The following is a 21481-nucleotide window of genomic DNA, read 5'->3' on the forward strand; positions in this document are numbered from 1 at the left end:
GCTACGTTGGAGTATGCGTGACATATCGGGCATCGCGAGATCGTTTCGCGATGTCCGATGTCCGTGTGTTTCTCGGTCGCCGGTGACGCCGATTCGATGTGAATTCGAGGTGGTCACGTGAATCCACAGATGCGTTCGGGCAAGGCAAACGCCGAATCGACTTCGGCCGAATCCGACACACAGCGGCATGCGCCCATCGATATCGTCGACGAGCTGGAGGCGATGGGCCTGTCGGGTGCGGTCGAGATCGGCCGGGGCGGGTTCGGAGTGGTGTACCGCTGCGTCCAGTACGCATTGGACCGGGTGGTCGCGGTCAAGGTGCTCTCCTCGGAGATCGATGCCGAGAGCCGGGAACGCTTCCTGCGCGAGGAGCAGGCGATGGGCCGGCTGTCCGGCCATCCGAATATCGTCGACATCCTGCAGGTCGATGTCACCCCGACCGGCCAGCCGTTCATCGTGATGCCCTTCTGCACCCGGGGCTCGCTCGAACAGCTCATTCGGGAGCAGGGTCCGCTCACCTGGGCGGATTCCCTGCGGGCCGGGGTGAAGCTGGCGGGTGCGATCGAGAGCGCGCATCGGGCCCAGGTCCTGCATCGGGACGTCAAACCCGCGAACGTCCTGCTCAGCGCCTACGGCGAACCACAACTGACCGATTTCGGAATCGCCAGAATCCCGGGAGGTTTCCGCACCTCCAGCAGGCTGATCACGGGCTCACCCGCCTTCACCGCGCCCGAGGTGCTCAAGGGCGACGAGCCCACCGTGCTCTCCGATGTATACGGACTCGGCTCTACGCTGTTCGCCCTGCTGACCGGCCATGCCGCCTTCGAACGGCAATCGGGGGAGAAGGTGGTCGCGCAATTCCTGCGGATCACCACCCAGCCGGTGCCGGATCTGCATGGCCACGACATCCCCGACGATGTCGCCGATGCCATCCAGCATGCGATGGACACCGATCCGGATAACCGGCCCGCGTCGGCCTTCGAGTTCGGTGAGCTGCTGCGCACGGTGCAGCGCGAGCACGATCAGATGCCGGATGAGATGGCGCTGCTGGATACCTCGGAGGTGGCGCCGGATGAGACGGAACATCCGAACGCGGCCGAGGTGACGGTAACGCGACCGGCGGTGACCGCACGCCGCAGCTGGCCGTTGACATTGCGTCCCGCGGTCTCCCAGCATCCAGCCAACTCGACCTCGGTCGCGCCGACACTGCCCCCGACAGCGACGACGAAATTCCGCCCGCCGACTCCGGCCCGCGAGCCGGTGCCGCGCCCGCGCCTGCTGGACACGCTGCGCGCTGGTGGCCGCCGCCGACTCGCGGTCATCCACGCACCGGCCGGATTCGGCAAGAGCACGGTCGCCGCGCAGTGGCGCAATGAGCTGACCGATGGCGGGGTCCCGGTGGCCTGGCTCGGTGTCGACCGGGACGACGATAACGAGATCTGGTTCCTGGCCCACCTCATCCAGGCGATCCGCCGGGTTCGTCCGGATATCGGCGAGGGTTTGGACCAGGTGCTCGAGGAACGGCCCGCCGACGCGGTCGCCTATGTCATCTCCACGCTGATCGATGAGATCCATGCCAGCGGGACCACCGTCGTGGTGATCGTGGACGACTGGCACCGGGTCGGCGATGCGGGCGCGCGGCGGGCGATGGACGCGTTGCTGGACAACGGATGTCACCACTTGCGCTTCGTGGTGACCAGTCGGGACCAGTCGGGTCTGCCGACCAGTCGGATGCGGGTGCACGACGAATTGGTCGAGATCGGCTCCTCGGCGTTGCGCCTGACCACCGAGGAGACCAAGGAAATCCTGGTGCAGCGCAATGGATTCGCGCTCACCGATGACCAGGTCGAGGAGATCCACACGACCACCGACGGCTGGCCCGCCGCGGTCCAGCTGGTGAGTTTGTCGTTGCGCGGCAATGTCGATCCGGATCGATTGATCGCGAATCTGGCCGAGGGCAGTCACGGCATCCGCGAGTATCTCGCCGAAAACGTCCTGGACACCCTCGAACCCAAGATGCTCGACTTCCTGACCTCGATCTCGATCACCGAGCGGGTCAGCGGTTCGCTGGCCTCGGCGCTGTCGGAGGACCCGGACGGCGAATCGATGCTCGAGCAGGCCGAACAGCGCGAGTTGTTCGTCCGGCGCATCGCCCACGATCCCGAGTGGTTCCGGATGCAGCCGCTGTTCGCCGAACATCTGCGGGCGCGGTTGGAGCGCGCCGATCCGAGCAAGCTACGGGCATTGCACCGCAAGGCATCTCGCTGGTACGCCGAACACAACTTGCTGCGCAAGTCGGTCGATCACGCGCTGGCGGCGACGGATCTGAAAATGGCGCTGGACCTGCTCGAGAGCGGCGGCATGGACCTCATCGATAAGTCCCGCCTCGCGACGTTGCTCGGGACGGTATCGAAACTGCCGGTGCAGCAGGTTGCTTCTCGATCCAAACTGCTGATGGCCGTGGCCAGGGCGAATGTGAATCTGCAGCAGCCTGCCGCGGCGCGCGCGGCCTTGGGCCGCTTGTCCAATGTGCTGGCGCGGGGGTCGTCCGCCGATGCCGATGTGAACCGGCAGCGCTGTCAGGCGGCGGTGCTCGCGGCCTCGGATCAGATCGCGCGCGACCACACCGAAGGCGTGCTCGACCGGGTGGCCGAATGCCTGGAGAAGCCGGATGAACTGCCCGCCTGGACCGTATCGACCGCCGCTAATCTGACCTCCTTCGTGCGCTTGTGCGAATTCGACTTCGACGGTGCGCAGGAAATCCAGGAATGGGCGGTGCCGTATCACGCTCGATCCAAGGATCCGCTCGGCGAAGTTTTCGGACTGTGCGGCAAGGGCGCTGCGGCCTATGAACAGCTCGATATCGCCACTGCCACTAGCTGTTTCCAGCAGGCGTGGGAGACCGCACGGCAGCGGTCGGGACCGCGCTCCGATGCGGTGCGGGTGGCCGCGGCGCTGCTCGGCGAAATGAGTTACCGCCGGGGCGATCTGGATACCGCCGATCGGCTGTTCGACGACAGTCATCAGCTGGTCACCCGGGTCGGACCAGTCGACTTCCTGATCTCCACCTTCGTGGTCGGCGCCAGGGTCAAGGCCGCGCTCGGCGATCTGTACACCGCAACGGCGCGGCTGGACGAGGGCGATCGAATCGCGGCCGATAACAGACTGATCCGGCTCGCCGCGCATATCCGCGCCGAGCGGCTGCGCCTTGGACTGCTGACCGATACCGCGGCCCGGCGGGTCGCCGACGCCGCGACCGGATACGAATCGGATATATCCGGAACCATCCACCAGGCCCATCGGATGACGGGCGCGGCGGCGCTGGCCGCCGAGGCGGAGGAGATCGCCGCGATCCGCGCGCTGCTGTCCGAACGTCAGCTGCGCGCCGACGATCGCGCGGTGCGCCGGGCCCGCGCGCTGCACGCTCGCATGGTCGAACAGCACCGTCCCCGTGCGGAATTGGATACCGTACTGCTGCTCGCCGAATGTCTCGCCGCCTCCGGCTGGGTCGGCGAGGCCACCGGACTGCTGCTGCCCGCAGCGGCCACCTGCGCCGAACACGGTTGGACCATGCCGCTTTTGGATGCGGGCCCCGGTGTGCTCGGCATTCTGCGCGTGCTGCGCACCGAAGCGCGCGCGACACCGGGACAATCCGGCGAAACGACGCTGCCCGCCCTGTTCCTGGATGAACTCCTGGGCTAGGGCGGGCAGTTTCGGTCGTTGATTACGGCTGCCACCACGGACGCAGCGGCAGACCCGATTCGCCGTTCGGGCCGAGCTTGACGCCGAGCACCTGGTGCAGCTGAACCACATTGCGCTGGAAGCCGAGTCGGCAACCGGCCATGTACAGGCCCCACACCTTCGCGGTGCCCTCGCCGACCTCTTCGACGCAGGCATCCCAGTTGGCGACCAGATTCTTACACCACTCGTGCAGGGTGAGCGCGTAGTGCTCGCGCAGGTTCTCCTCGTGGATCACCTCGAGGCCGATGTTCTGGATCTCGGAGATGATCCGGCCGGAGCCGATCAGCTCGCCGTCCGGGAAGACGTAGCGGTCGATGAAGTCACCGGCCTTGGTGGTCCGGGTGTTGTCCGGCCTGGTGATGCAGTGGTTCAGGAACAGGCCGCCCTCGCGCAGCTTGCTCTTGATGTAGTCGAAGTAGAACGGGTAGTTGTGCACCCCGATGTGCTCGGTCAGGCCGATCGAGGAGACTGCGTCGAAGTCGACCTCCGGAATATCGCGGTAGTCGGAATGCCGCACTTCGGCGAGGTCGGACAGACCCTCTTCGGCGATCTTCTGCTGCGCCCATTCCGCCTGCTCCGCGGATAGGGTCGCGCCGATGACCTTGACGCCGCGCTTCGCCGCGTAGCGCACCATGCCGCCCCAGCCGCAGCCGATATCCAGCAGCCGGTCGCCTTCCTTCAGCCGCAGCTTGTCGAAGACCAGGCGGTACTTGTTCTCCTGGGCCTGCTCCAGCGTCCAGTTCTCGTCCCCGTAGGTCGCGCAGGTGTAGGTCATCGAGGGGCCGAGGACGTATTCGTAGAAGGTGTTGGAGACGTCGTAGTGGTGGTGGATGGCCTCGGCGTCGCGAGTCTTGGAGTGCCGCAGGCCCTCCAGCGCGATCCGGCGCCAGCGCGGCAGCGTCTCCTGCGGTGGCGGTGCGATCGGCTTGAGCCGCTCCCAGCCGAGCGAGCGGGCGATGGTGACCAGCGCGAGCGCCGACGGACGACGGAACTTCAGCCCGTCCATCGCCCGGAGAATGTCGTACGGGTCGCCGGGGTGCACGCCGGTGGCCGTCATATCGCCGGCGATGTAGGCGCGGGCCATGCCGAGATCACCCGGCGCGGTGGCCAGGTAGTTGATCCCACGCGGCGACTTGATCTCCAGGGTGTATTCCGAATCCTCCGGCCCGGTCGCGCTGCCGTCGTAGGCGGTCAGCCGAATCGGAACATCGCCGTCGATCAGCGTCTCGAAGATCTCGGCAATGCTGAGTTTTGTCCCGAGGTCCGCGAAGACATCGGAACGGTCCTTGAATGTAGTCATTTGCGTTGCACCGCCTTCGAATACAAATCCAGCAGTCGCTGGTCCGGGTCGTAGCGCTTCTTCAATTCGGTGTAGGTCTCGTCGCCGTACAGGGCCGCGAATTCATCCTTGCCGTAATACGAATCCGAGTACAGGGATTTGTGCCCGTCGAACTCCGTGACGGTCTGCTCGATCGCGCGGTTGGCCTTGCCCTCTTGCTGACCCGCGACGGTCGGCACCGCGGACCAGAATCCGACATTGACGTAGGTACGGTTCGGCTGCAGCGGATACAGCGGCCATGGACGCCCCGTTGCCGATGCGTCGTTTTCGCGCAGTCGCAGCGGGCACAGCCAGATCGGTTCGATCGGAATTTCGCGCAGGAACCATTCGACGAAATCCGCGGTCCGCTCGACCGGAACCTCGATGTCCTGCACCACACGCTCGCGCGGCGGATTGCCCTGGCGGGCCTCCAATTTGTCGCCGATATCGTACTTGTGATCGAGTGCGATGAGCTTCCAATAGAAGCTGCTGCGCCGGTAGCGCTTCGGCCAGAACCGGCGGATCTTCGGGTTCTGGGTGCCGAAGGCGCGGGAACACCAGAACCAGTCGGTGTCCCAGCGCCAGAGATAGTCGTGAATGCTCAGCCGGTCGCGTTTGGGCCGGTCGGAGTCGTGCTGGATGGACCGGTAGTAGATGTCCATGCCGGTGTAGTCGCTGACCGGGCCGGGCTCGTCGGTCTGTCGGCCGAGTGTCAGATAGCTCTCGTCGGCGGTGAAGACCACGCCGTCGAGGTAGTCGACGCGTTCGCCGTCGTAGGTCTTGTCGGTGACGATGCGGGCGAGGGTGGACTCCAGCTCGCGCAGGTTGTGGAAGCGGACGTGGCGCAGCGCCACATAGGGCTGGACGGTCTCCAACTCGATCTTCAGGCGGACCGAATAGCCGAGGGTGCCGTAGGAGTTCGGAAAGCCGCGGAACAGGTCAGCGTGCTCGCCATCCGGTGTCGCGGTGATGATCTCGCCCGCCCCGGTCAGCACGTCCATCTCCAGCACCGACTCGTGCGGCAGACCGCTGCGGAACGAGCTGGATTCGATGCCGAGGCCGGTGACCGCGCCACCGAGGGTGATCGTCTTGAGCTGCGGCACCACCAGCGGGGCCAGGCCGTAGGGCAGTGTGGCGGCGACCAGATCCTCGTAGGTGGTCATCCCGGCGACGTCGGCGGTCTTGGCTTCCGCGTCCACCGCGATGACCCTGGCGAGGCCGGAAACGTCCAGGCCGGGCGCGGTGCTCTTGGCCCTGGCCCGGAACAGATTCGAGGTCTTCTTAGCCAGTCGCACGTTGGCGTTCGTTGGAATCGCGCGATAACTGGCCAACAGTCGGTCCACACCCGCTCGATGCGCGGCGAACCCTGATTCGTGTGCGGCCGATGCGGGCCCGGCCTTCCCCAACAGACTCACTGCCACTCCTCGACGCTAGTACGCACCGGTAACACAAGCCACTGCGAGGTCACCGACGAGGGATAAATGTCACGCATCTGTTGCATCGGGAATACCCGGGACTCGCCGTGTCAGTCCGGCGGTGGTCCGGGCGGTTTCGAACACCCGCTTCGCACGACATATTGCATGGATCCCCTCCGGCGCAATCTGATCGGGAAGCCTAACAGTGCGGACCGGTCGGCGCGCGGTGATCAACAGGACCGACCTGGTCGCTGCGCAGCGGCGGGGACAGGGCAGGATAGAGGCAAATCACTGCCCGGACAAGGAGCTCATCGTGGGACAGGTCAGCGCCAGCAGTTCGATCGCCGTCGCGGCGGATCCGCAGCGCGCACTCGAGGCCATCGCGGATTACGAGAAGGTGCGTCCGCGCATCCTCTCCGCGCACTACCGCGACTACAAGGTGGTCGAGGGTGGTCAGGGCGCGGGCACCGTCGCCGAATGGACCCTGCAGGCCACCGAGAAGCGGTCCCGTAACATCCACGCGGTCGTGTCGGTCTCGGATTCCATCGTGACCGAACGTGATTCGAATTCGACGCTGGTCAACACCTGGACGGTGACGCCGGACGGCACGGGTTCGCAGGTCACGCTGCGCACGTCGTGGAAGGGTGCGGGCGGTATCGCGGGAATCTTCGAAGGCATCTTCGCGCCGTTGGGGCTGAAGAAGATTCAGGCCGAGGTGCTCGCGAACCTGCAGCGCGAACTCTCCTGAGATAGCAGGGAAGGCCCGACACGCGTCGGGCCTTCTTCTTATCCGGCCGCGATATCGAAGAGATTGCCCTCCGGATCGGCCAGCGTCGCCCATTGCGTGCCGTACTCGTCGAAATCACCGATGTGCTTGGCACCGAGGCCGATCGCGCGATCGATCTGATCGCGCCAGTCCGCGGCCTTCAGGTCCAGGTGGATCACATTCTTGCCGGGCGTCTTGTCCGGCACCTGGATGAACATCAGCACCGGCGCCACACCTTCGGCCATCCCGACCGTCGCGAACTCCGGGCTCGCGTTCTCGTCCAGCGGACGGTTCAACAGCTCGGACCAGAAACCGGCGAGCGTCGCGGCGTCGGCACAGTCGAAGGTGATATGCCCGATCGTGAGTGTCATTGCGGTTCTCCCTCTTTCAGAGCCGACCGATCGGCCAGCAGACTTCGGTGCGGTAGGCGTTGGGGTCATCGATTTCGCCCGGACCGAGGACGTACAGCTCGCGGACGGGTTCGGCGAGCGAAGTGTCGTGTTCGGCGACATGGCTGCCGAGGGCGCCGTAGGTGCGGTCGAAATCGTCGAACGGGCCGGAGTGCACGGCGATCGCGAACCGGCGCGCGGGCAGTTCGATGACCGAGAGTTCGCTCGGTAGCGCAATCCGCGGGTCGGCCGGAATCGGGATGAAAGCGGCGACCTCGCCCGCGTCGTCCTCGAAGAATTCCATCGAATAGGTCGCGCCGTCGACACCGGCCTGCGCGATATTCGTCGCGGCCAACGTCTCGTGCAGCAGCGGATATGCCGCGGCGCACCAGTCGCCGATCGCATCTCGGCTCACCGAATCGACGTATGCGAGCGCCGGAAATGCCGCGATCGACCGGTATTCGACGGCGATCGGCGCGGCCGGTGTGAGCAGTGAGCGCAGCGAAGCAACCACCGACTGCGTGCGCCGCAACTCCGCTTCCATGCGTTCGAGATGCGCCCGCAAGGCGGCATCCCGGGACTCGGTATCCGGCGCCGCCAGCACCGCTTTGATCTCCGGCAGCGGCATATCCAGCTCCCGCAGCCGACGGATCAGATGCGCCTGCGCGACCTGATCGACCGAATACCGCCGATACCCCGACCCCGCATCGATCGCGACCGGTTCCAGCAACTCGACCTCGTGGTAGTACCGCAGCGTCTTCACACTGAAATACGTCAACCTCGCGAACTCTCCGATCGACACTGTCGCTGCCATATCTCACAGCGAACACCCTCCAGCTACAGGAGAGTCAAGGACCCGCGAATTTCGTGCCGGGCGCGGATCGCACCCATGCGGGATTGTGCGGTCGATCTCGGTCGCGGCGCTGTCGCGATCGACGAGTCGTGGCGCGCAATTTCGACTGACCGCCCGCCGGAAGTCCTGCTAGCGTCGGCTGAGATGGACAATTTCAGTGCTGCGTTGTTGTCATTCGCGCGGGGCCATCTCGGTGTGGCGATCGAGCAATATTCGGCGTTTCAACAGCAGGTACCTAACGGGCAGATAAGGATCGATCACGAGGCGGGCACGGCATGGGCCGGGGAGCGGGCGTTGCACCGTTCCGGCCAGCTGGGGACCTTCGCCGAGGATCTGACGTTCATGTGGGCGTGGGCGAAGTCGGCTCTTGCGGGACTGCCGGGCGTGGCGCATTCGACGCGGTTGCGTGATATCGGTGTGCGGCACGGGATTCCGGAGTTCACCGAAGAGTTGTTGGATCTGGGCGAATTCTGGGACCCGAAGCTCGCTGCTGATCATTTGTCCTTGATCGCCCTCGGCGTGCTGCGATCCCGCGGGGCGATGATGTTCAACCACGGGGGCCGTGCGTACACCTACCTCGTCACCGACGATGAGACCCTGACCTACGCCGAGCCGGATCCGGCACGCGTATGCGAATATCTGCGGATGGCGGCGCTGCTGCTGCCCGGCGACGGAACGCGAGACGTTGTCACGGGGTATGCCAGGGCACATGAGCTGGTCGCTCGCCCGATCCCGGAGGGCATAGAACTCACACTGCCCGACTACTACCGGTTGGTCGCACGTGTCGATGCGAGCGACAACATCATCGATGCGAGCATGATCGGCCCGGACGACCAGCCGTATCGTCCAGACCAGACACCCGCACCGCGGCCTCCTTCGTCCGCGCCTCCGTTCATCCCAGACGCTCTGCTGGTCGAGCTGGCACCCGCGGTGGCGATCACGATGGGGCTGAAGGGTGGACTACTCGACTTCGCCGAGGAACTGACCGAGCTGGAGCATCCGCAGGCGACCTGGGATCCGGTCGGTGGCCGCTTCGGCTTTGCCGAATTGCCGAAATTGTCGGTGGCGGCCGTCGAAATCGGTTGGTACGACCGGGGTTCCCGAACGTGGGTATGGGCCGACAACGACTGGGCGGGGAGCGTCGCGGTCCGCGGACTGGCACGCGAGCACGGTGCGGACCAGCTCGCCGCGGACCGCGTCGACCTCACGGCAACCATGCCGCACGACGACAACACCTGTGATCTGCTGTCGGCCGCCGCTGTTCAGCTCGGCGGCGCCGTGGGCTGGGCATTTGTTCCCGGCGACGGTGGCTACCACGCCGTCGCGCTGATCGACGAGCGCGTTGTCCCGCCTGCTACGGATCCGGAGATGGCCTGCGCCGTCTTCGATGCCGCGGCGAATATGGTGCACCCACTGACCAATTCGGGGAACCGATACCGTGTCATGCGCGAGTTGGTTGTCGGCTACTTCCGGCACTATGGCATCCCCACGTTGTATTTCGATGAGCCGCACCGATTGACGGGCCATTTCGGGCTGTACGAGGTGCGCGTCGATTTCGGCGTCGACGGCGCGGTCGGGCGAGTTGGCTACGGTTTGATCGGCAGCGCGCCGACCGTTCGCTGACGTGGTCGCGCGGCTTCTTGAAGAACACGTGGGGCCGGGCCGGATTCCGGGGCCGAAGCGACGTGCTGCAGCGACTTCATCGGGCCCCAGTACGCTGGCCGCGTGAGCTACGACCACGTCTTGTTGCCGTCCGGTGTCGCGATGACGATCGCGCAGGTCGACGTGTATCTGGCTACCCAGCAGGGGCGACCCGAGACGGAACCGGTCGTGGCGATGGCGGCGGAGCTGAACAGGCGCAATGCCGAACTACCCGACCAGGACGGATTCCTGAGCACGGTTCCGGTCGGCGGCGCGGCGACCGGTGCGGTGCTGCACGTGCCGTGCCCGTACGACGCGATCGGATTCGTCCGGCAGTTGCTGTTCGAGATCGCGACACCGCTGAACTACGCCGTCTACGATCCGCAGCTGGCCTGGCTGATGGATCCGGCCGGACATGTGCCCGCGCTGGTCACCCACGGTGGGGCGGGCGAGTTCCCCTATTTGACGAAAGCCCTTGCCGACCAGTGGATTTCCGAGCTGGCCCCGCCGAATCCGTACCTGGTCGTCGAACGTGACGAGCAGGTCTACATTCAGACCTACCGCGACAAGTCCGGGACATTCACCCTCGAATATCGAGATGGCGCCCCGGAGAAGCACTTCGGCATCACTGTCACCGACCCGCAGACCGTCGCAGACCTGATCTGGGACTGGGCGACCGACGCCCGCACCCGGCTGCAGGCCCTGCCCTGGAGTCGAATCACCGTCTGACGCTACTGATTCTGTACTGCCAGGCGACCGGCCAGGGCAATGAACGAGGCCCCGAATACCCGGCGCATCCAGGTGACCACGGCGGGCCGGGAAATCACCTGGTTGCGCACGGCGGCCGCGCAGGCGCCGTAGACCGCGAAGACCACGAAGGTGGCGAGCATGAAGAGCCCGCTCAGTTCGAGCATGCGCGCCAACGCATTCGAGGCACCGATCGGCACGAACTGGGGCAGGAAGGCGAAGAAGAAGATCGTCAGCTTCGGGTTGAGGATATTGAGCAGTACCGCCGATGTGATCACCTGTCGGGCCGACGGCGTTCCGGCCTCTTCCTCGGGCACGGCAAGTGCCCCCTTGTCCCGGAACGTATTCCACGCCATGTACAGCAGGTAGGCGACACCGAGATACTTCAGCGTCTGGAAGGCGACGGCACTCGCATTGAGCAGTGCGGCCAATCCGGTGACGGCCGCGACCATGTGCGGAATGATGCCGAGCGTGCAGCCGAAGGCCGCGATCACGCTGGCCTTCGTTCCCCGGGAAAGTCCGGCCGCCAGTGTGAACAACACGCCGGTGCCGGGTGTGGCGACGATGACGAGCGTGGTCAGCAAGAACTCGATGCTCATCCCCGACACAGTAACCCGTGCCCGGCCGAACGCAAGCTACAGTGCCCGCCTACCTGATAGCGCGCGGCCGAGAGTGAGTTCGTCGGCGAATTCGAGATCGCCGCCCATCGGCAGACCGGATGCCAGACGCGTCACCGACAAGCCCGGAAAATCGCGCAGCATCCGCACCAGGTAGGTTGCCGTCGCCTCGCCCTCGGTATTCGGGTCGGTCGCGATGATCACCTCGCTGACATCGACGCCGTCCTCCTGATTGCCGATGCGCGCCAACAGCTCTCGAATGCGCAGCTGATCCGGCCCGATGCCGCTGAGCGGATCGAGCGCGCCGCCGAGCACGTGATAGCGCCCGCGGAATTCGCGAGTGCGCTCGATGGCCTGCACATCCTTCGGCTCCTCGACCACGCAGATCATGGTGCGGTCGCGGCGCGGATCCGAACAGATGCGGCACATTTCGTTATCCGAGACCGTGCCGCAGACAATGCAGAACTGCACGCCGTCGCGCACCTTCTGCAAAGCGGCCTGCAGCCGGTCGATGTCGGGCGGCTCGACCTGGAGCAGATGAAATGCGATGCGCTGCGCGCTTTTCGGACCGACGCCGGGCAACTTGCCCAATTCGTCGATCAGATCCTGGACGGGGCCCTCGTACAAAGACGTCCCCGGATCAGAAGTCGGGCAGACCCGGCAGCGACCCGCCACCGGCCAGCGGGCCGAGCCGCTCGGCAGCGAGCTGCTGCGCATTGGACATGGCGTCGTTGACCGCGCCGATCACCAGATCCTGCAGCCCCTCGACATCGTCGGGGTCGACGATCTTCGGATCGATGCTCAGCGCGACGACCTCACCGGTCGCCTTGATGGTGACCTGGACCAGGCCGCCACCGGCCTGTCCCTGCACCTCGGTCGCCGCGATCTCGGCCTGGGCCTGCATCACCGCCTGCTGCATCTGCTGCGCCTGGGCGAGTAATTGCTGCATATCGAACTGACCACCGGGCTGCACGGCTTGTTCCTCTCTGCGGAAAGTATCGTCGCCCAGCCTAGTGGGCGCGGCAACAGCGGTGCCCGCAGCCCCGAGCCGCCAGATAACAGTTCGATTTTCAATCAGATGTCTGCGAGGCCACCGTCTTACGATCGATACCGGGTCGGGGACCCGGGTGTGGTGAGTTCTGGAGACAGCAATGCGCGCAAACCGAGTTATTTTCATGGGCACCGCGGTGCTCACACTGGGATTTCCCAGTCTGTTCCTGGGTGCAGGCCTCGCCGCCGCCGACTCCGGCATCGTCGACCCCGAGGTTGCCGACACCGAGGTCGTCGACACGGCGGTGGACTATGGCGGCGGGTGCGTCCTCTATCCCGACAATCCGGCCGCCACCATCGACTCGCTGCGGTCGCGCTGCTCGGCCGAACAGCAGGACGCGATCTTCCGCAACGCACCGCGCGGCGAGGTGCCGAGGGGAGTTACGAACGGCTGGGTGACCAGGCCGCCCATCATGGAGGTGGTGGCCCCGGCCTTGTGGATCGGTAAGACGTTCTACACCGGCCCCGACGGTGGCTTTCTGGTGAACCGGGTCACCCAGGCGGGCCTCGAGGCCTGGCAGGCCGATGTCTACACCGCACCCGCGATCACCGATGGCGGGCCGACTTGGGCGTTGAACTATGCCCCGTCACCGACCCCGCAGGTCTACGACGAGATCCGCGAGATCACGCCCAATGTCTGGTTCGGCTACTCCTGGTGGCGCGGCTACTTCCAGACCACCTTGCTGCTCACCTTCGCGTTGACCTACTAGCTCGGGCGGTGCGCGTGACATCCGGTGCCGCGCAGGCGCAGCCTCCGGCAATGTCACCGCAGTCGACGACGAATGCGTGCCGTGCGTGGGCGAGATCGATGCAGTCCGCATCGGTGCATTCGGCGGTGCGGCCGAGGTGGACGATCAGGGTTCCGTGACAGTGGTCGATGGCGGATTCGCAGGACGGACACGTCGGCGCGCGCATATGGCCTCCAGACGAGATCGGTTCGTGAATCGGTCATAGCACCCGCCCCGGACAGGTGGTGGGAGATCGGTCGCGTGTCGCGCGACGGCATCGGGACGGCGGCTGTCCGGAAACCGACTGTTCATGCTGCGTCTCCGCGGTGTGAGCGAGCGCAGCGAGCGAACCGTGCCACAGCGCGCATCGCGGCCGCCGGAGCCGAGCGCCAGCGAGGCGCAGGCGTGAGCGACGGGCCCGGAGGCGGCAGCTTGCGTAACCACGGAGGGCCCCGGGAACACCGCAATTCGAACACAGCTGGCTCGGTTGTGATGAACTTGCTGCATGGGCATCAAGGTGTCGCTCGAACACCGGACCACCTACACCTTCGACCGGTCGGTGGAGGTCCACCCCCATGTAGTGCGATTGCGGCCCGCGCCGCATTCGCGGACCGAGATCGAGGCGTACTCGATGCGGGTCCTCCCGGGCGATCACTTCTGCAACTGGCAGCAGGACGCGTTCGGGAATTTCCTTGCCAGGCTGGTCTTTCCGAATCCGGCGCGGGAGTTGTCCATCACCGTCGGGTTGATCGCCGATCTCGAGGTGATCAACCCGTTCGACTTCTTCATCGAGGATTACGCCGAGCACTTTCCGTTCGCCTACAGCCCGGAGCTGGTCGCGGATCTGGATCCGTATCTGCGTCCGGTCGATGAATCCGAGCCGGGTTCGGGACCCGGTGCGCTGGTTCGCGAATGGGCGCGCGCGTATACGCCGACCGATCGGCCGCGCACCATCGATTTCCTGGTCGCGGTCAATCAGGCGCTGCGCGATGACGTCGGGTACACGATTCGGATGGAGCCCGGTGTGCAATCGCCGGACCACACCCTGCGCAGCGCGATCGGGTCGTGCCGCGATTCGGCGTGGTCGCTGGTGTCGATCCTGCGGGAATTCGGGCTGGCGGCGCGGTTCGTCTCCGGATATCTGGTGCAGTTGGCGCAGGACGTGCCCGCACTCGACGGGCCGTCGGGACCGCCCGCCGATTTCACCGATCTGCATGCCTGGACCGAGGTGTTCCTGCCCGGCGCGGGGTGGGTCGGCCTCGATCCGACCTCCGGACTATTCGCGGGCGAGGGGCATATACCGCTGGCCGCGACACCGCATCCGACCTCGTCGGCGCCGATCACCGGCGCGACCGGCCGGACCGAGACGACCATGGATTTCGCCAATACCGTGCGGCGGGTCCATGAGGATCCGCGAACCACATTGCCCTACACCGCATCCCAGTGGGAGCGGATCACGGCCGCGGGTGCGGCGGTCGACGAGCGCACGGCCGATGTCGGGCTGACCATCGGTGGCGAGCCGACGTTCGTATCGATCGATGATCAGACCAGCCCGGAATGGACGACCGAGGCGGACGGGCCGCGCAAACGCGAACGTGCCGTCGATCTCGCCGATCGGTTGCGTCGCATCTATGCGCCGACCGGGTTGACGCAGTATCGGCAAGGTAAGTGGTATCCGGGAGAACCGTTGCCGCGCTGGGAGATTGCGGTCGCGTGGCGCGCCGATGGTGAACCGGTCTGGACGCGTCAGGATCTGCTTGCCGATCCGTGGACACCACCGCGGATGGTTGCCTTGGTGCCGGAGGGGGAGTCCGTCAGGGTGGAGCCGATGGCCGAGCACTCGGGGGATACGGCACGGCGGCAGTCGACTTCGGCTGACGGCGCGGTGTCGAGCGATGGCTCAGCGGTGGGGTTCGGGCCAGGTGATGGCGTCGGGAAACTTGCTGTGCTGGAGCATGGTTCGATCAGTGGCCTCGGGAGTTCGTCAGGGCCGCAGCCTCATTCGAATGTTCCAGGCGGTGGATGCCCTCCCGCGTCGACCGGGAATGAGTCGGCTCCCGGCACCGGATCAACTACTCGTACGTCGTGGCCGGCGCCCGCCGGTCCCGAATCCGCCTGCGCGCTGGTCGCGCATGTCGCCGCAAGTCTCGGACTGCCGGACACCCAGGTGCGTCCGGCCTACGAGGACCCGCTGGCCCGGCTGGCGGGCAGTGTCCGTGCGCCCGAAGGTGATCCGGTAGATCCGGCCGATGATCTGGAACAGGATTCGGCGCAAGCGCGCAAGGAACTGTTGGCGCGGCTCGACACGGGCGTGACCGCGCCCGCCGCCTATCTGCTTTCGCTGTATCGCCGCGCGGACGGCGCCGGGTGGGCGAGTGCCGACTGGCGGATGCGGCGCGGTAAGTCACCCGACCAGCCGGAGGGGCGAATCGTATTGTCGGAGGGCGATTCTCCGGCCGGTCTGCGCTTGCCGCTGGATGCCGTCTCATGGCAGCCGCCGCGTCCACGCCCGGACAGTGATCCGCTGTTCATGGGACCGCTACAGTTCCCGCGGACCGAACCACCCGCCGTGGTGGAGGACCCGGATTGGGAGCCGACCACCGCACTAGTCGGCGAGGTCCGCAATGGCAGACTGCACGTCTTCCTGCCACCACTGGAAGAACTGGACGACTTCCTCGAGCTGATCCAGCGCGTCGAGGCGGCCGCGGCGGCGGTGGGTCAGCCGGTGGTGCTCGAGGGCTACGCCCCGCCCGTCGATATCAGGCTGCGCACCCTCTCGGTCACACCGGATCCCGGCGTGATCGAGGTGAATGTGCAGCCGACCGCCTCCTTCGGCGAACAGGCCGAACTGCTTTCGACGCTCTACGAGCAGGCCGGACTGGTCCGGCTCGGCACCGAATCCTTCGACGTCGACGGGACGCACAGCGGAACCGGCGGCGGCAATCACATCACACTCGGCGGCGTGACACCCGCGCGCTCACCGCTGCTGCGCCGTCCGGATCTGCTTGTCTCGATGCTGACATACTGGCAGCGGCATCCGGCGCTGTCGTATCTGTTCGCCGGTCGCTTCGTCGGTCCGACCTCACAGGCGCCTCGGGTGGACGAGGGCCGCGAGGACGCGCTGTACGAATTGGAGATCGCCTTCGCCGAAATCGCTCGGCTGAGCAGGGATTCGGATGCGCCGTGGCATATCGATCGGGCGCTGCGTCATCTGCTCACCGACCTCACCGGCAACACCCACCGCGCCGAATTCTGCATAGATAAGCTCTACAGTCCGGAAACGGCAAGGGGCCGACTGGGATTGGTGGAGCTGCGCGGCTTCGAGATGCCGCCGCATTTCCAGATGGCCATGGTGCAGTCGCTGCTGGTGCGCGGCCTGGTCGCCCGGTTCTGGGCGGAACCATTGCAGGCCAAACTGATTCGGCATGGCGCTAATCTGCACGGCCGCTATCTGCTGCCGCATTTCCTGATGACCGATATCGCGGAGGTGGCCGCCGACCTGCGTGCGCACGGCATCGAATTCGACACCAGCTGGCTCGACCCTTTCACCGAATTCCGCTTCCCGCGCATCGGGACCGTGGTGCTCGGCGATGTCGAACTCGAACTGCGCGGCGCGATCGAGCCGTGGAATACCCTCGGCGAACAGACCGCGGCGAGTGGCACCGCCCGCTATGTCGACTCCTCGGTGGAGCGGTTGCAGGTCCGGGTGGTCGGTGCGGACCGCGACCGCCTCATGGTGACCTGCAATGGGATGCCGGTGCCGCTGCTCGCCACCGACAAGGCCGATGTGCAAGTGGCCGGAGTGCGCTATCGCGCATGGCAGCCGCCCAATTCGCTGCACCCGACCATCACCGTCGACGCGCCGCTCGTATTCGATCTGATCGACGCCGAGACCGGGTTGTCCCGCGGCGGCTGCACCTATCACGTCGCGCACCCCGGCGGCATGGCCTTTGACGAGCCACCGGTCAACGCGGTGGCCGCGCAATCGCGCCGCAACCGGCGGTTCGAGGCGGCGGGCCACACCACTTCCCGGGTCGATCCAGGGGTGCTACGTGCGAAGATGGCAGCACAGTCCATCGACATCGGCGCGCCGGGCATCCTCGATCTGCGCCGGGCGCGCACGGTGTGGGGACTGGTCAGCGATCGGTAGGCGAGGGGCGGAGGTCGGCGCGGTGACTATGCGCGACGAAGCGCGCGGCTCGGGTGCTCGGGAATCCGAGACGACGCTGTCGAATGCCGGACGGCTGAGTGTCCGCGAGCAGGTCGTGGAACAGTTCGCCAGATATCGCGCCGAGGGCGCGGATACCGCGGGCTACGACGAATGCGGTCGGCCGACGGGCGGGTATTACGACGAGCTGGTCGATCCCGCGGGTGGTGTGCGGCGCATGTGGTCGGAGCTGTCCGCCGATTTCGTGGAATTGGGCACGACCGGGCTCGGGCGGCTGGACAGCCGGGTGCGCAGGCTCATCGATGACGACGGCATCTACTACACCGAGGTGGGCGCGGCGGGCGAACCGCCCATGCCGACCGCCTGGCGGCTGGATCCGATTCCGCTGCTGGTCTCCGCCGACGACTGGATCCGGCTGGAGGCCGGGCTGGTGCAGCGCTCGCGGGTGCTCGACGAGGTGCTCACCGATATCTACGGCGCGCGCCGCACCATCACCACCGGTCTGCTGCCGCCGGAGGTGGTGTTCGGCAATCGTGGATATGTGCGGGCCGCGCACGGCATCACGATTCCCGGGCGGCACCAGTTGTTCCTGCACGCCTGCGATCTCAGCCGGTGGAGCGACGGACAGTTCCGCGTGATCGCCGACTGGGCGCAGGCGCCGTCGGGTGCCGGATACGCGCTGGCGGATCGACGGGTGGTTTCGACGGCGATTCCCGAGGCCTTCGAACATTCCAATCCGCGTCCGCTCACGCCGTTCGCGCGGGCCATGCGGTTGATGCTGATCGAATCCGCGCCGATGGCCGATGACAATGATCCGGTCGTCGTGGTGCTCAGTCCCGGTGTGCATTCCGAAACCGCTTTCGATCAGGCCTATCTCGCCTCGACGCTGGGTTTTCCGCTGGTGGAGAGTGCGGATCTGGTGGTGCGCGATGGTGCGCTGTGGATGCGCTCGCTCGGCAGGCTGAAGCGGGTCGATGTGGTGTTGCGCCGGGTAGACGCCGAATTCTCCGATCCGCTCGATCTGCGGCCGGATTCGCGGCTCGGGGTGGTCGGGCTGGTCGAGGTGCTGCGACGTGGTGCGGTGACCGTGGTGAATACGATCGGCAGCGGATTGCTGGAGAATCCGGCGCTGGCCGGATTCCTGCCGCGGATCTCGCGGGCGCTGCTCGGAGAGGAGTTGGCGCTCGAGAGCGCGCCGACGTACTGGGGTGGCAATGACAGCGAACGGTCGCATCTGATCGCGAATCTGGATCGGCTGATCATCTGCTCGGCGGTCGACGGTGCGACGCTGTTCGGTCCGGAACTGTCCGATGCGGAACGCACGGAACTCGCCGCTCGGATCGAGGACCGCGGCTGGCAGTGGGTCGGACAGGAACCCGCGCAGTTCTCGGTCGCGCCCGCGGTGCAGGGTTACGGCGGACTCGCCTCGGCGCCGGTCGGTATGCGGTTGTTCTCGCTCGCCCGACGCGGCGGCTATACCGCAATGGAGGGCGGCCTCGGCCAACTGCGCCAACGCCTGCAACCCGAGCGGGTGGTCATAAAGGTTGCCGCCAAAGACATTTGGGTCCGCGCGGCCCCGACCGCCGTCGCCGCCATCAGCACCGAACCCGCCCATGAGGAACGCGAACGCCGCGCCCCGGCTATCGAACCGGTCAGCTCCCCCCGTGTACTCAACGACCTGTTCTGGATGGGTCGCTACGGCGAACGCGCGGAAGCCGTTGTACGCCAACTGATCGCAACGCACAACTGCTACCAGGACTACCGCTACCGCCCCTGGCTGGAAGGCGCCGACGCCCTACCCGTACTCATGGCCGCGCTGGCCCACACCACCGGCACGCCGGCTCCGCTCAGCGTGCTGCCCGGTGGTGTGCATGGTGCCGGGGCAGTCGAGAATGTGTCTGCGGAGCCGAGTGCGACTGGTGCGGAGCCGCGCCAGTCAGCTGCACGGTCACAAACGCAATCGCAGGCGGCAGGACCCGGTCCTCGTGCAGCAGGGGCGTCGGGTCCGGCCGGGGCGGAACCGCCTGCGTCGCCCTCGGCTGGCCACGGGCCCGAGGCGACGGGAGCGCCGTCTGGTTCCGGCGAGCCCGGGTTGGATGCGAATTCCGGTGCGCAGCTGCCAGGGTCCGGTCCGGCCGCATCGGAAGCCCCCGGATCGCAAACGCAGTCGGCCGCGCGGGGACCGGACATCAGGGCAGCGGCTTCAGGCTCCGATGAGCCGGGATCGTCGCAGTCGGGTGGGCGAGGGGCGAGTGCCGCGGGAGCGGCGTCGGGCTCGGCTGACCCCTCGAAGCCGATTGCGGCGATTACTGCGCGGTCGGTGGTGCCCGAGGAGGGGCGGGAGGGGCATGACTATTTGGTGGCGTTGACTGTTGATCGGGATATGCCGGGGTCGATGGCGTTTGCGATCAATCGGTACGGGTCGGCGGCGCGGGCGGTGCGCGATCAGTTGTCGGTGGATACCTGGATGATTCTGGGTGCGGTGGATCGGGCGCTGGAGGAGTATCGATTCACCGGTGACGATCAGGAATCGGCATTGTCGGCGGTGCATTCGCTGTCGTTGGCGGCGCTGCTTTCGCTGGCCGGTATCGGTGCCGAATCGCTGGTGCGCGATACCGGTTGGTACGTCATGGATATCGGCAAGCGCATCGAACGGGGGCTGTCGTTGACCGCATTGCTGGGGGCCGCGCTGACGACGGTCTATCCGCCGGAAGCCGAGCGGGTGGTCACCGAGACGGTGCTGAAGGCGACCGAGTCGTCGGTGAGTTACCGGCGGCGGCACCGGGATTCGGTGCGGGTATCGGCGGTGGCCGGACTGCTGCTTTTCGATGCCGGGAATCCGCGCTCGCTGGCTTATCAGCTCGATCAGCTCGATGCCGACTTCCAGGCGCTGCCGGGCGCGTCGGGATCCTCACGCCCGCAACGACTGCTGGCCGATGCCCAGCGCATGCTGCGACGGGTGGATCCGGCCGATCTGGATGTCACCGATGCCGAGGGCCGACGTACCGAACTGGCCGAGTTGCTGGAGGGCGTGCATTTGCGGTTGCGCAAGATCTCCGAATCCTTCGAGACCACGAAACTGGCGCTGCCGGTCGGCATCCAGCCGCTGTGGGGTAGTACGAGGGTCGTTGGATGATCGCGCGCAACGCCGCCGCCCGGCACTACCGGGTCGAGCATCGCACCATCTACAAATACTCCGACGAAGTCACCAGTTCTTATGGGCGCGCCTATCTGACGCCGCGGGAGTTTCCCGGACAGCGTCTGCTCTCGCATGAGATCCATATCGATCCGACGCCATCGGACCGCTCGATCGGCACCGACGTGTACGGCAACACCACCTCGTATTTCCATGTGACGGCGGAACATACGAAGCTCATGGTCACTGGGGAATCCGTGGTCGAGGTCGACATACCCGATGCAACCGCGGTGAGCGCCACCGGTAAGCCTTGGGAGCAGGCCCGCCCGTCCACCGCCAATGGCCCATTGGCGGTGGAATTCACCCTCGACCTGCATCCGCCCGAGATCACCCCCGAGGTCACCGCATACGCCGCCGAATCCTTGACACCCGGCAGGCCGCTACTGGAAGCCGTAACCGAACTCAACACCCGCATCTATGACGACTTCACCTACAAATCCGGCGAGACGACGGTCTCCACCAAGGTCGCCGACGTCTTCGCCGCACGCGCGGGCGTCTGCCAGGACTTCGCCAGAATCGGCGCGGCCTGCCTGCGCGCACACGGACTGGCCTCGCGCTATGTGTCCGGTTATCTGGCGACCGATCCGCCCCCGGGTAAGGAACGCATGGTCGGCGCGGACGCGACGCACGCCTGGTCCGCGATATGGGTCCCCGGCGATACCGCACACGACCGGACCGGTCACTGGATCGGCTTCGACCCCACCAACGACCAATTCGCCGACGAACGGTACGTAACCGTCGCATGGGGTCGCGATTACGCCGATGTGCCGCCGCTGCGTGGCATCATCTACACCGACGCCAAGGAGAGCTCGATCACCGTATCCGTCGACGTGGCGCCGGTAGAGGTGTAGC

General features: G+C 66.2%; 15 protein-coding genes. 8 read left to right on the plus strand and 7 right to left on the minus strand.

What is annotated here, in order from left to right; all coding sequences use genetic code 11:
* Positions 1–117: 117 nt before the first annotated feature.
* Entirely contained in the window at positions 118–3702 is a 3585-nt protein-coding gene (locus ACQPZ2_RS02635) for a protein kinase domain-containing protein (RefSeq protein ID WP_433524141.1), read from the plus strand.
* Positions 3703–3724: 22 nt separating this feature from the next.
* Here ACQPZ2_RS02635 and ACQPZ2_RS02640 read toward each other — a convergent pair whose 3' ends face one another.
* Positions 3725–5041, minus strand: coding sequence for a class I SAM-dependent methyltransferase (locus ACQPZ2_RS02640; protein WP_387294108.1), 1317 nt, complete (start codon positions 5039–5041; stop codon positions 3725–3727).
* Positions 5038–6474, minus strand: a complete 1437-nt coding sequence (locus tag ACQPZ2_RS02645) for an FAD-binding oxidoreductase (protein WP_433524142.1) — start codon at positions 6472–6474, stop codon at positions 5038–5040. Before ACQPZ2_RS02645 ends, ACQPZ2_RS02640 begins: the two co-directional genes overlap by 4 nt.
* Before the next feature lie 313 nt (positions 6475–6787).
* On the opposite strand from ACQPZ2_RS02645, the gene ACQPZ2_RS02650 reads away from it, so the two are divergent.
* The gene (locus ACQPZ2_RS02650; protein ID WP_387294110.1) at positions 6788–7222 is read left to right on the plus strand and encodes an SRPBCC family protein; all 435 of its coding nucleotides are present in this window, start codon (positions 6788–6790) and stop codon (positions 7220–7222) included.
* Between the two features lie 38 nt (positions 7223–7260).
* Here ACQPZ2_RS02650 and ACQPZ2_RS02655 read toward each other — a convergent pair whose 3' ends face one another.
* Positions 7261–7611, minus strand: coding sequence for a VOC family protein (locus tag ACQPZ2_RS02655; protein ID WP_433524143.1), 351 nt, complete (start codon positions 7609–7611; stop codon positions 7261–7263).
* Between the two features lie 16 nt (positions 7612–7627).
* Positions 7628–8443 carry a MerR family transcriptional regulator gene (locus ACQPZ2_RS02660; RefSeq protein ID WP_433524144.1) on the minus strand — a complete coding sequence of 272 codons (816 nt, stop codon included), beginning with the start codon at positions 8441–8443 and terminating at the stop codon, positions 7628–7630.
* 183 nt (positions 8444–8626) lie between these two features.
* Between ACQPZ2_RS02660 and ACQPZ2_RS02665 the strand changes: the two genes are divergently transcribed.
* Both ACQPZ2_RS02665 and ACQPZ2_RS02670 read left to right on the plus strand, forming a co-directional pair.
* Positions 8627–10105, plus strand: coding sequence for a DUF6882 domain-containing protein (locus tag ACQPZ2_RS02665; RefSeq protein WP_433524145.1), 1479 nt, complete (start codon positions 8627–8629; stop codon positions 10103–10105).
* 102 nt (positions 10106–10207) lie between these two features.
* Positions 10208–10852, plus strand: a complete 645-nt coding sequence (locus ACQPZ2_RS02670) for a hypothetical protein (protein ID WP_433524146.1) — start codon at positions 10208–10210, stop codon at positions 10850–10852.
* A gap of 2 nt (positions 10853–10854) precedes the next feature.
* Here the strand turns inward: ACQPZ2_RS02670 and ACQPZ2_RS02675 are convergent, their stop codons facing one another.
* Genes ACQPZ2_RS02675 through ACQPZ2_RS02685 form a run of 3 tightly spaced genes read right to left on the minus strand, consistent with a single transcriptional unit; the run spans position 10855 to position 12460 of the window.
* Positions 10855–11469 carry a LysE family translocator gene (locus ACQPZ2_RS02675; protein ID WP_433524147.1) on the minus strand — a complete coding sequence of 205 codons (615 nt, stop codon included), beginning with the start codon at positions 11467–11469 and terminating at the stop codon, positions 10855–10857.
* A gap of 36 nt (positions 11470–11505) precedes the next feature.
* On the minus strand, positions 11506–12114 hold the full coding sequence (gene recR / locus ACQPZ2_RS02680) for a recombination mediator RecR (protein WP_040685989.1): 609 nt from the start codon (positions 12112–12114) through the stop codon (positions 11506–11508).
* 13 nt (positions 12115–12127) lie between these two features.
* The gene (locus tag ACQPZ2_RS02685; protein WP_084509499.1) at positions 12128–12460 is read right to left on the minus strand and encodes a YbaB/EbfC family nucleoid-associated protein; all 333 of its coding nucleotides are present in this window, start codon (positions 12458–12460) and stop codon (positions 12128–12130) included.
* Between the two features lie 178 nt (positions 12461–12638).
* Between ACQPZ2_RS02685 and ACQPZ2_RS02690 the strand changes: the two genes are divergently transcribed.
* The 4 genes from ACQPZ2_RS02690 to ACQPZ2_RS02705 all read left to right on the plus strand — a co-directional run bounded on the left by ACQPZ2_RS02690 (position 12639) and on the right by ACQPZ2_RS02705 (position 21480).
* The gene (locus ACQPZ2_RS02690; RefSeq protein ID WP_063046361.1) at positions 12639–13247 is read left to right on the plus strand and encodes a hypothetical protein; all 609 of its coding nucleotides are present in this window, start codon (positions 12639–12641) and stop codon (positions 13245–13247) included.
* 523 nt (positions 13248–13770) lie between these two features.
* Complete coding sequence (locus tag ACQPZ2_RS02695; protein ID WP_433524148.1) at positions 13771–17415, plus strand: DUF2126 domain-containing protein; 3645 nt, start codon at positions 13771–13773, stop codon at positions 17413–17415.
* A 28-nt stretch (positions 17416–17443) separates the two neighbouring features.
* Entirely contained in the window at positions 17444–20569 is a 3126-nt protein-coding gene (locus tag ACQPZ2_RS02700) for a circularly permuted type 2 ATP-grasp protein (RefSeq protein ID WP_433527297.1), read from the plus strand.
* Positions 20566–21480: a transglutaminase family protein gene (locus tag ACQPZ2_RS02705; RefSeq protein ID WP_433524149.1), complete on the plus strand. Its 915-nt coding sequence runs from the start codon at positions 20566–20568 to the stop codon at positions 21478–21480. The genes ACQPZ2_RS02700 and ACQPZ2_RS02705 overlap by 4 nt, the downstream gene beginning before the upstream one ends.
* The last annotated feature ends 1 nt before the right edge of the window (position 21481 follow it).

It is taken from the genome of Nocardia pseudovaccinii (genome assembly GCF_050942345.1).
GTDB classification, from domain to species: Bacteria; Actinomycetota; Actinomycetes; order Mycobacteriales; family Mycobacteriaceae; genus Nocardia; species Nocardia pseudovaccinii.

What these genes read in the sequence shown, in the direction of transcription:
- ACQPZ2_RS02640 (WP_387294108.1), bottom strand. Translation starts at nt 5,041, where the DNA reads ATGACTACATTCAAGGACCGTTCCGATGTCTTCGCGGACCTCGGGACA.
- ACQPZ2_RS02655 (WP_433524143.1), bottom strand. Translation starts at nt 7,611, where the DNA reads ATGACACTCACGATCGGGCATATCACCTTCGACTGTGCCGACGCCGCG.
- ACQPZ2_RS02660 (WP_433524144.1), bottom strand. Translation starts at nt 8,443, where the DNA reads ATGGCAGCGACAGTGTCGATCGGAGAGTTCGCGAGGTTGACGTATTTC.
- ACQPZ2_RS02665 (WP_433524145.1), top strand. Translation starts at nt 8,627, where the DNA reads ATGGACAATTTCAGTGCTGCGTTGTTGTCATTCGCGCGGGGCCATCTC.
- ACQPZ2_RS02675 (WP_433524147.1), bottom strand. Translation starts at nt 11,469, where the DNA reads ATGAGCATCGAGTTCTTGCTGACCACGCTCGTCATCGTCGCCACACCC.
- ACQPZ2_RS02690 (WP_063046361.1), top strand. Translation starts at nt 12,639, where the DNA reads ATGCGCGCAAACCGAGTTATTTTCATGGGCACCGCGGTGCTCACACTG.
- ACQPZ2_RS02695 (WP_433524148.1), top strand. Translation starts at nt 13,771, where the DNA reads ATGGGCATCAAGGTGTCGCTCGAACACCGGACCACCTACACCTTCGAC.
- ACQPZ2_RS02700 (WP_433527297.1), top strand. Translation starts at nt 17,444, where the DNA reads ATGCGCGACGAAGCGCGCGGCTCGGGTGCTCGGGAATCCGAGACGACG.
- ACQPZ2_RS02705 (WP_433524149.1), top strand. Translation starts at nt 20,566, where the DNA reads ATGATCGCGCGCAACGCCGCCGCCCGGCACTACCGGGTCGAGCATCGC.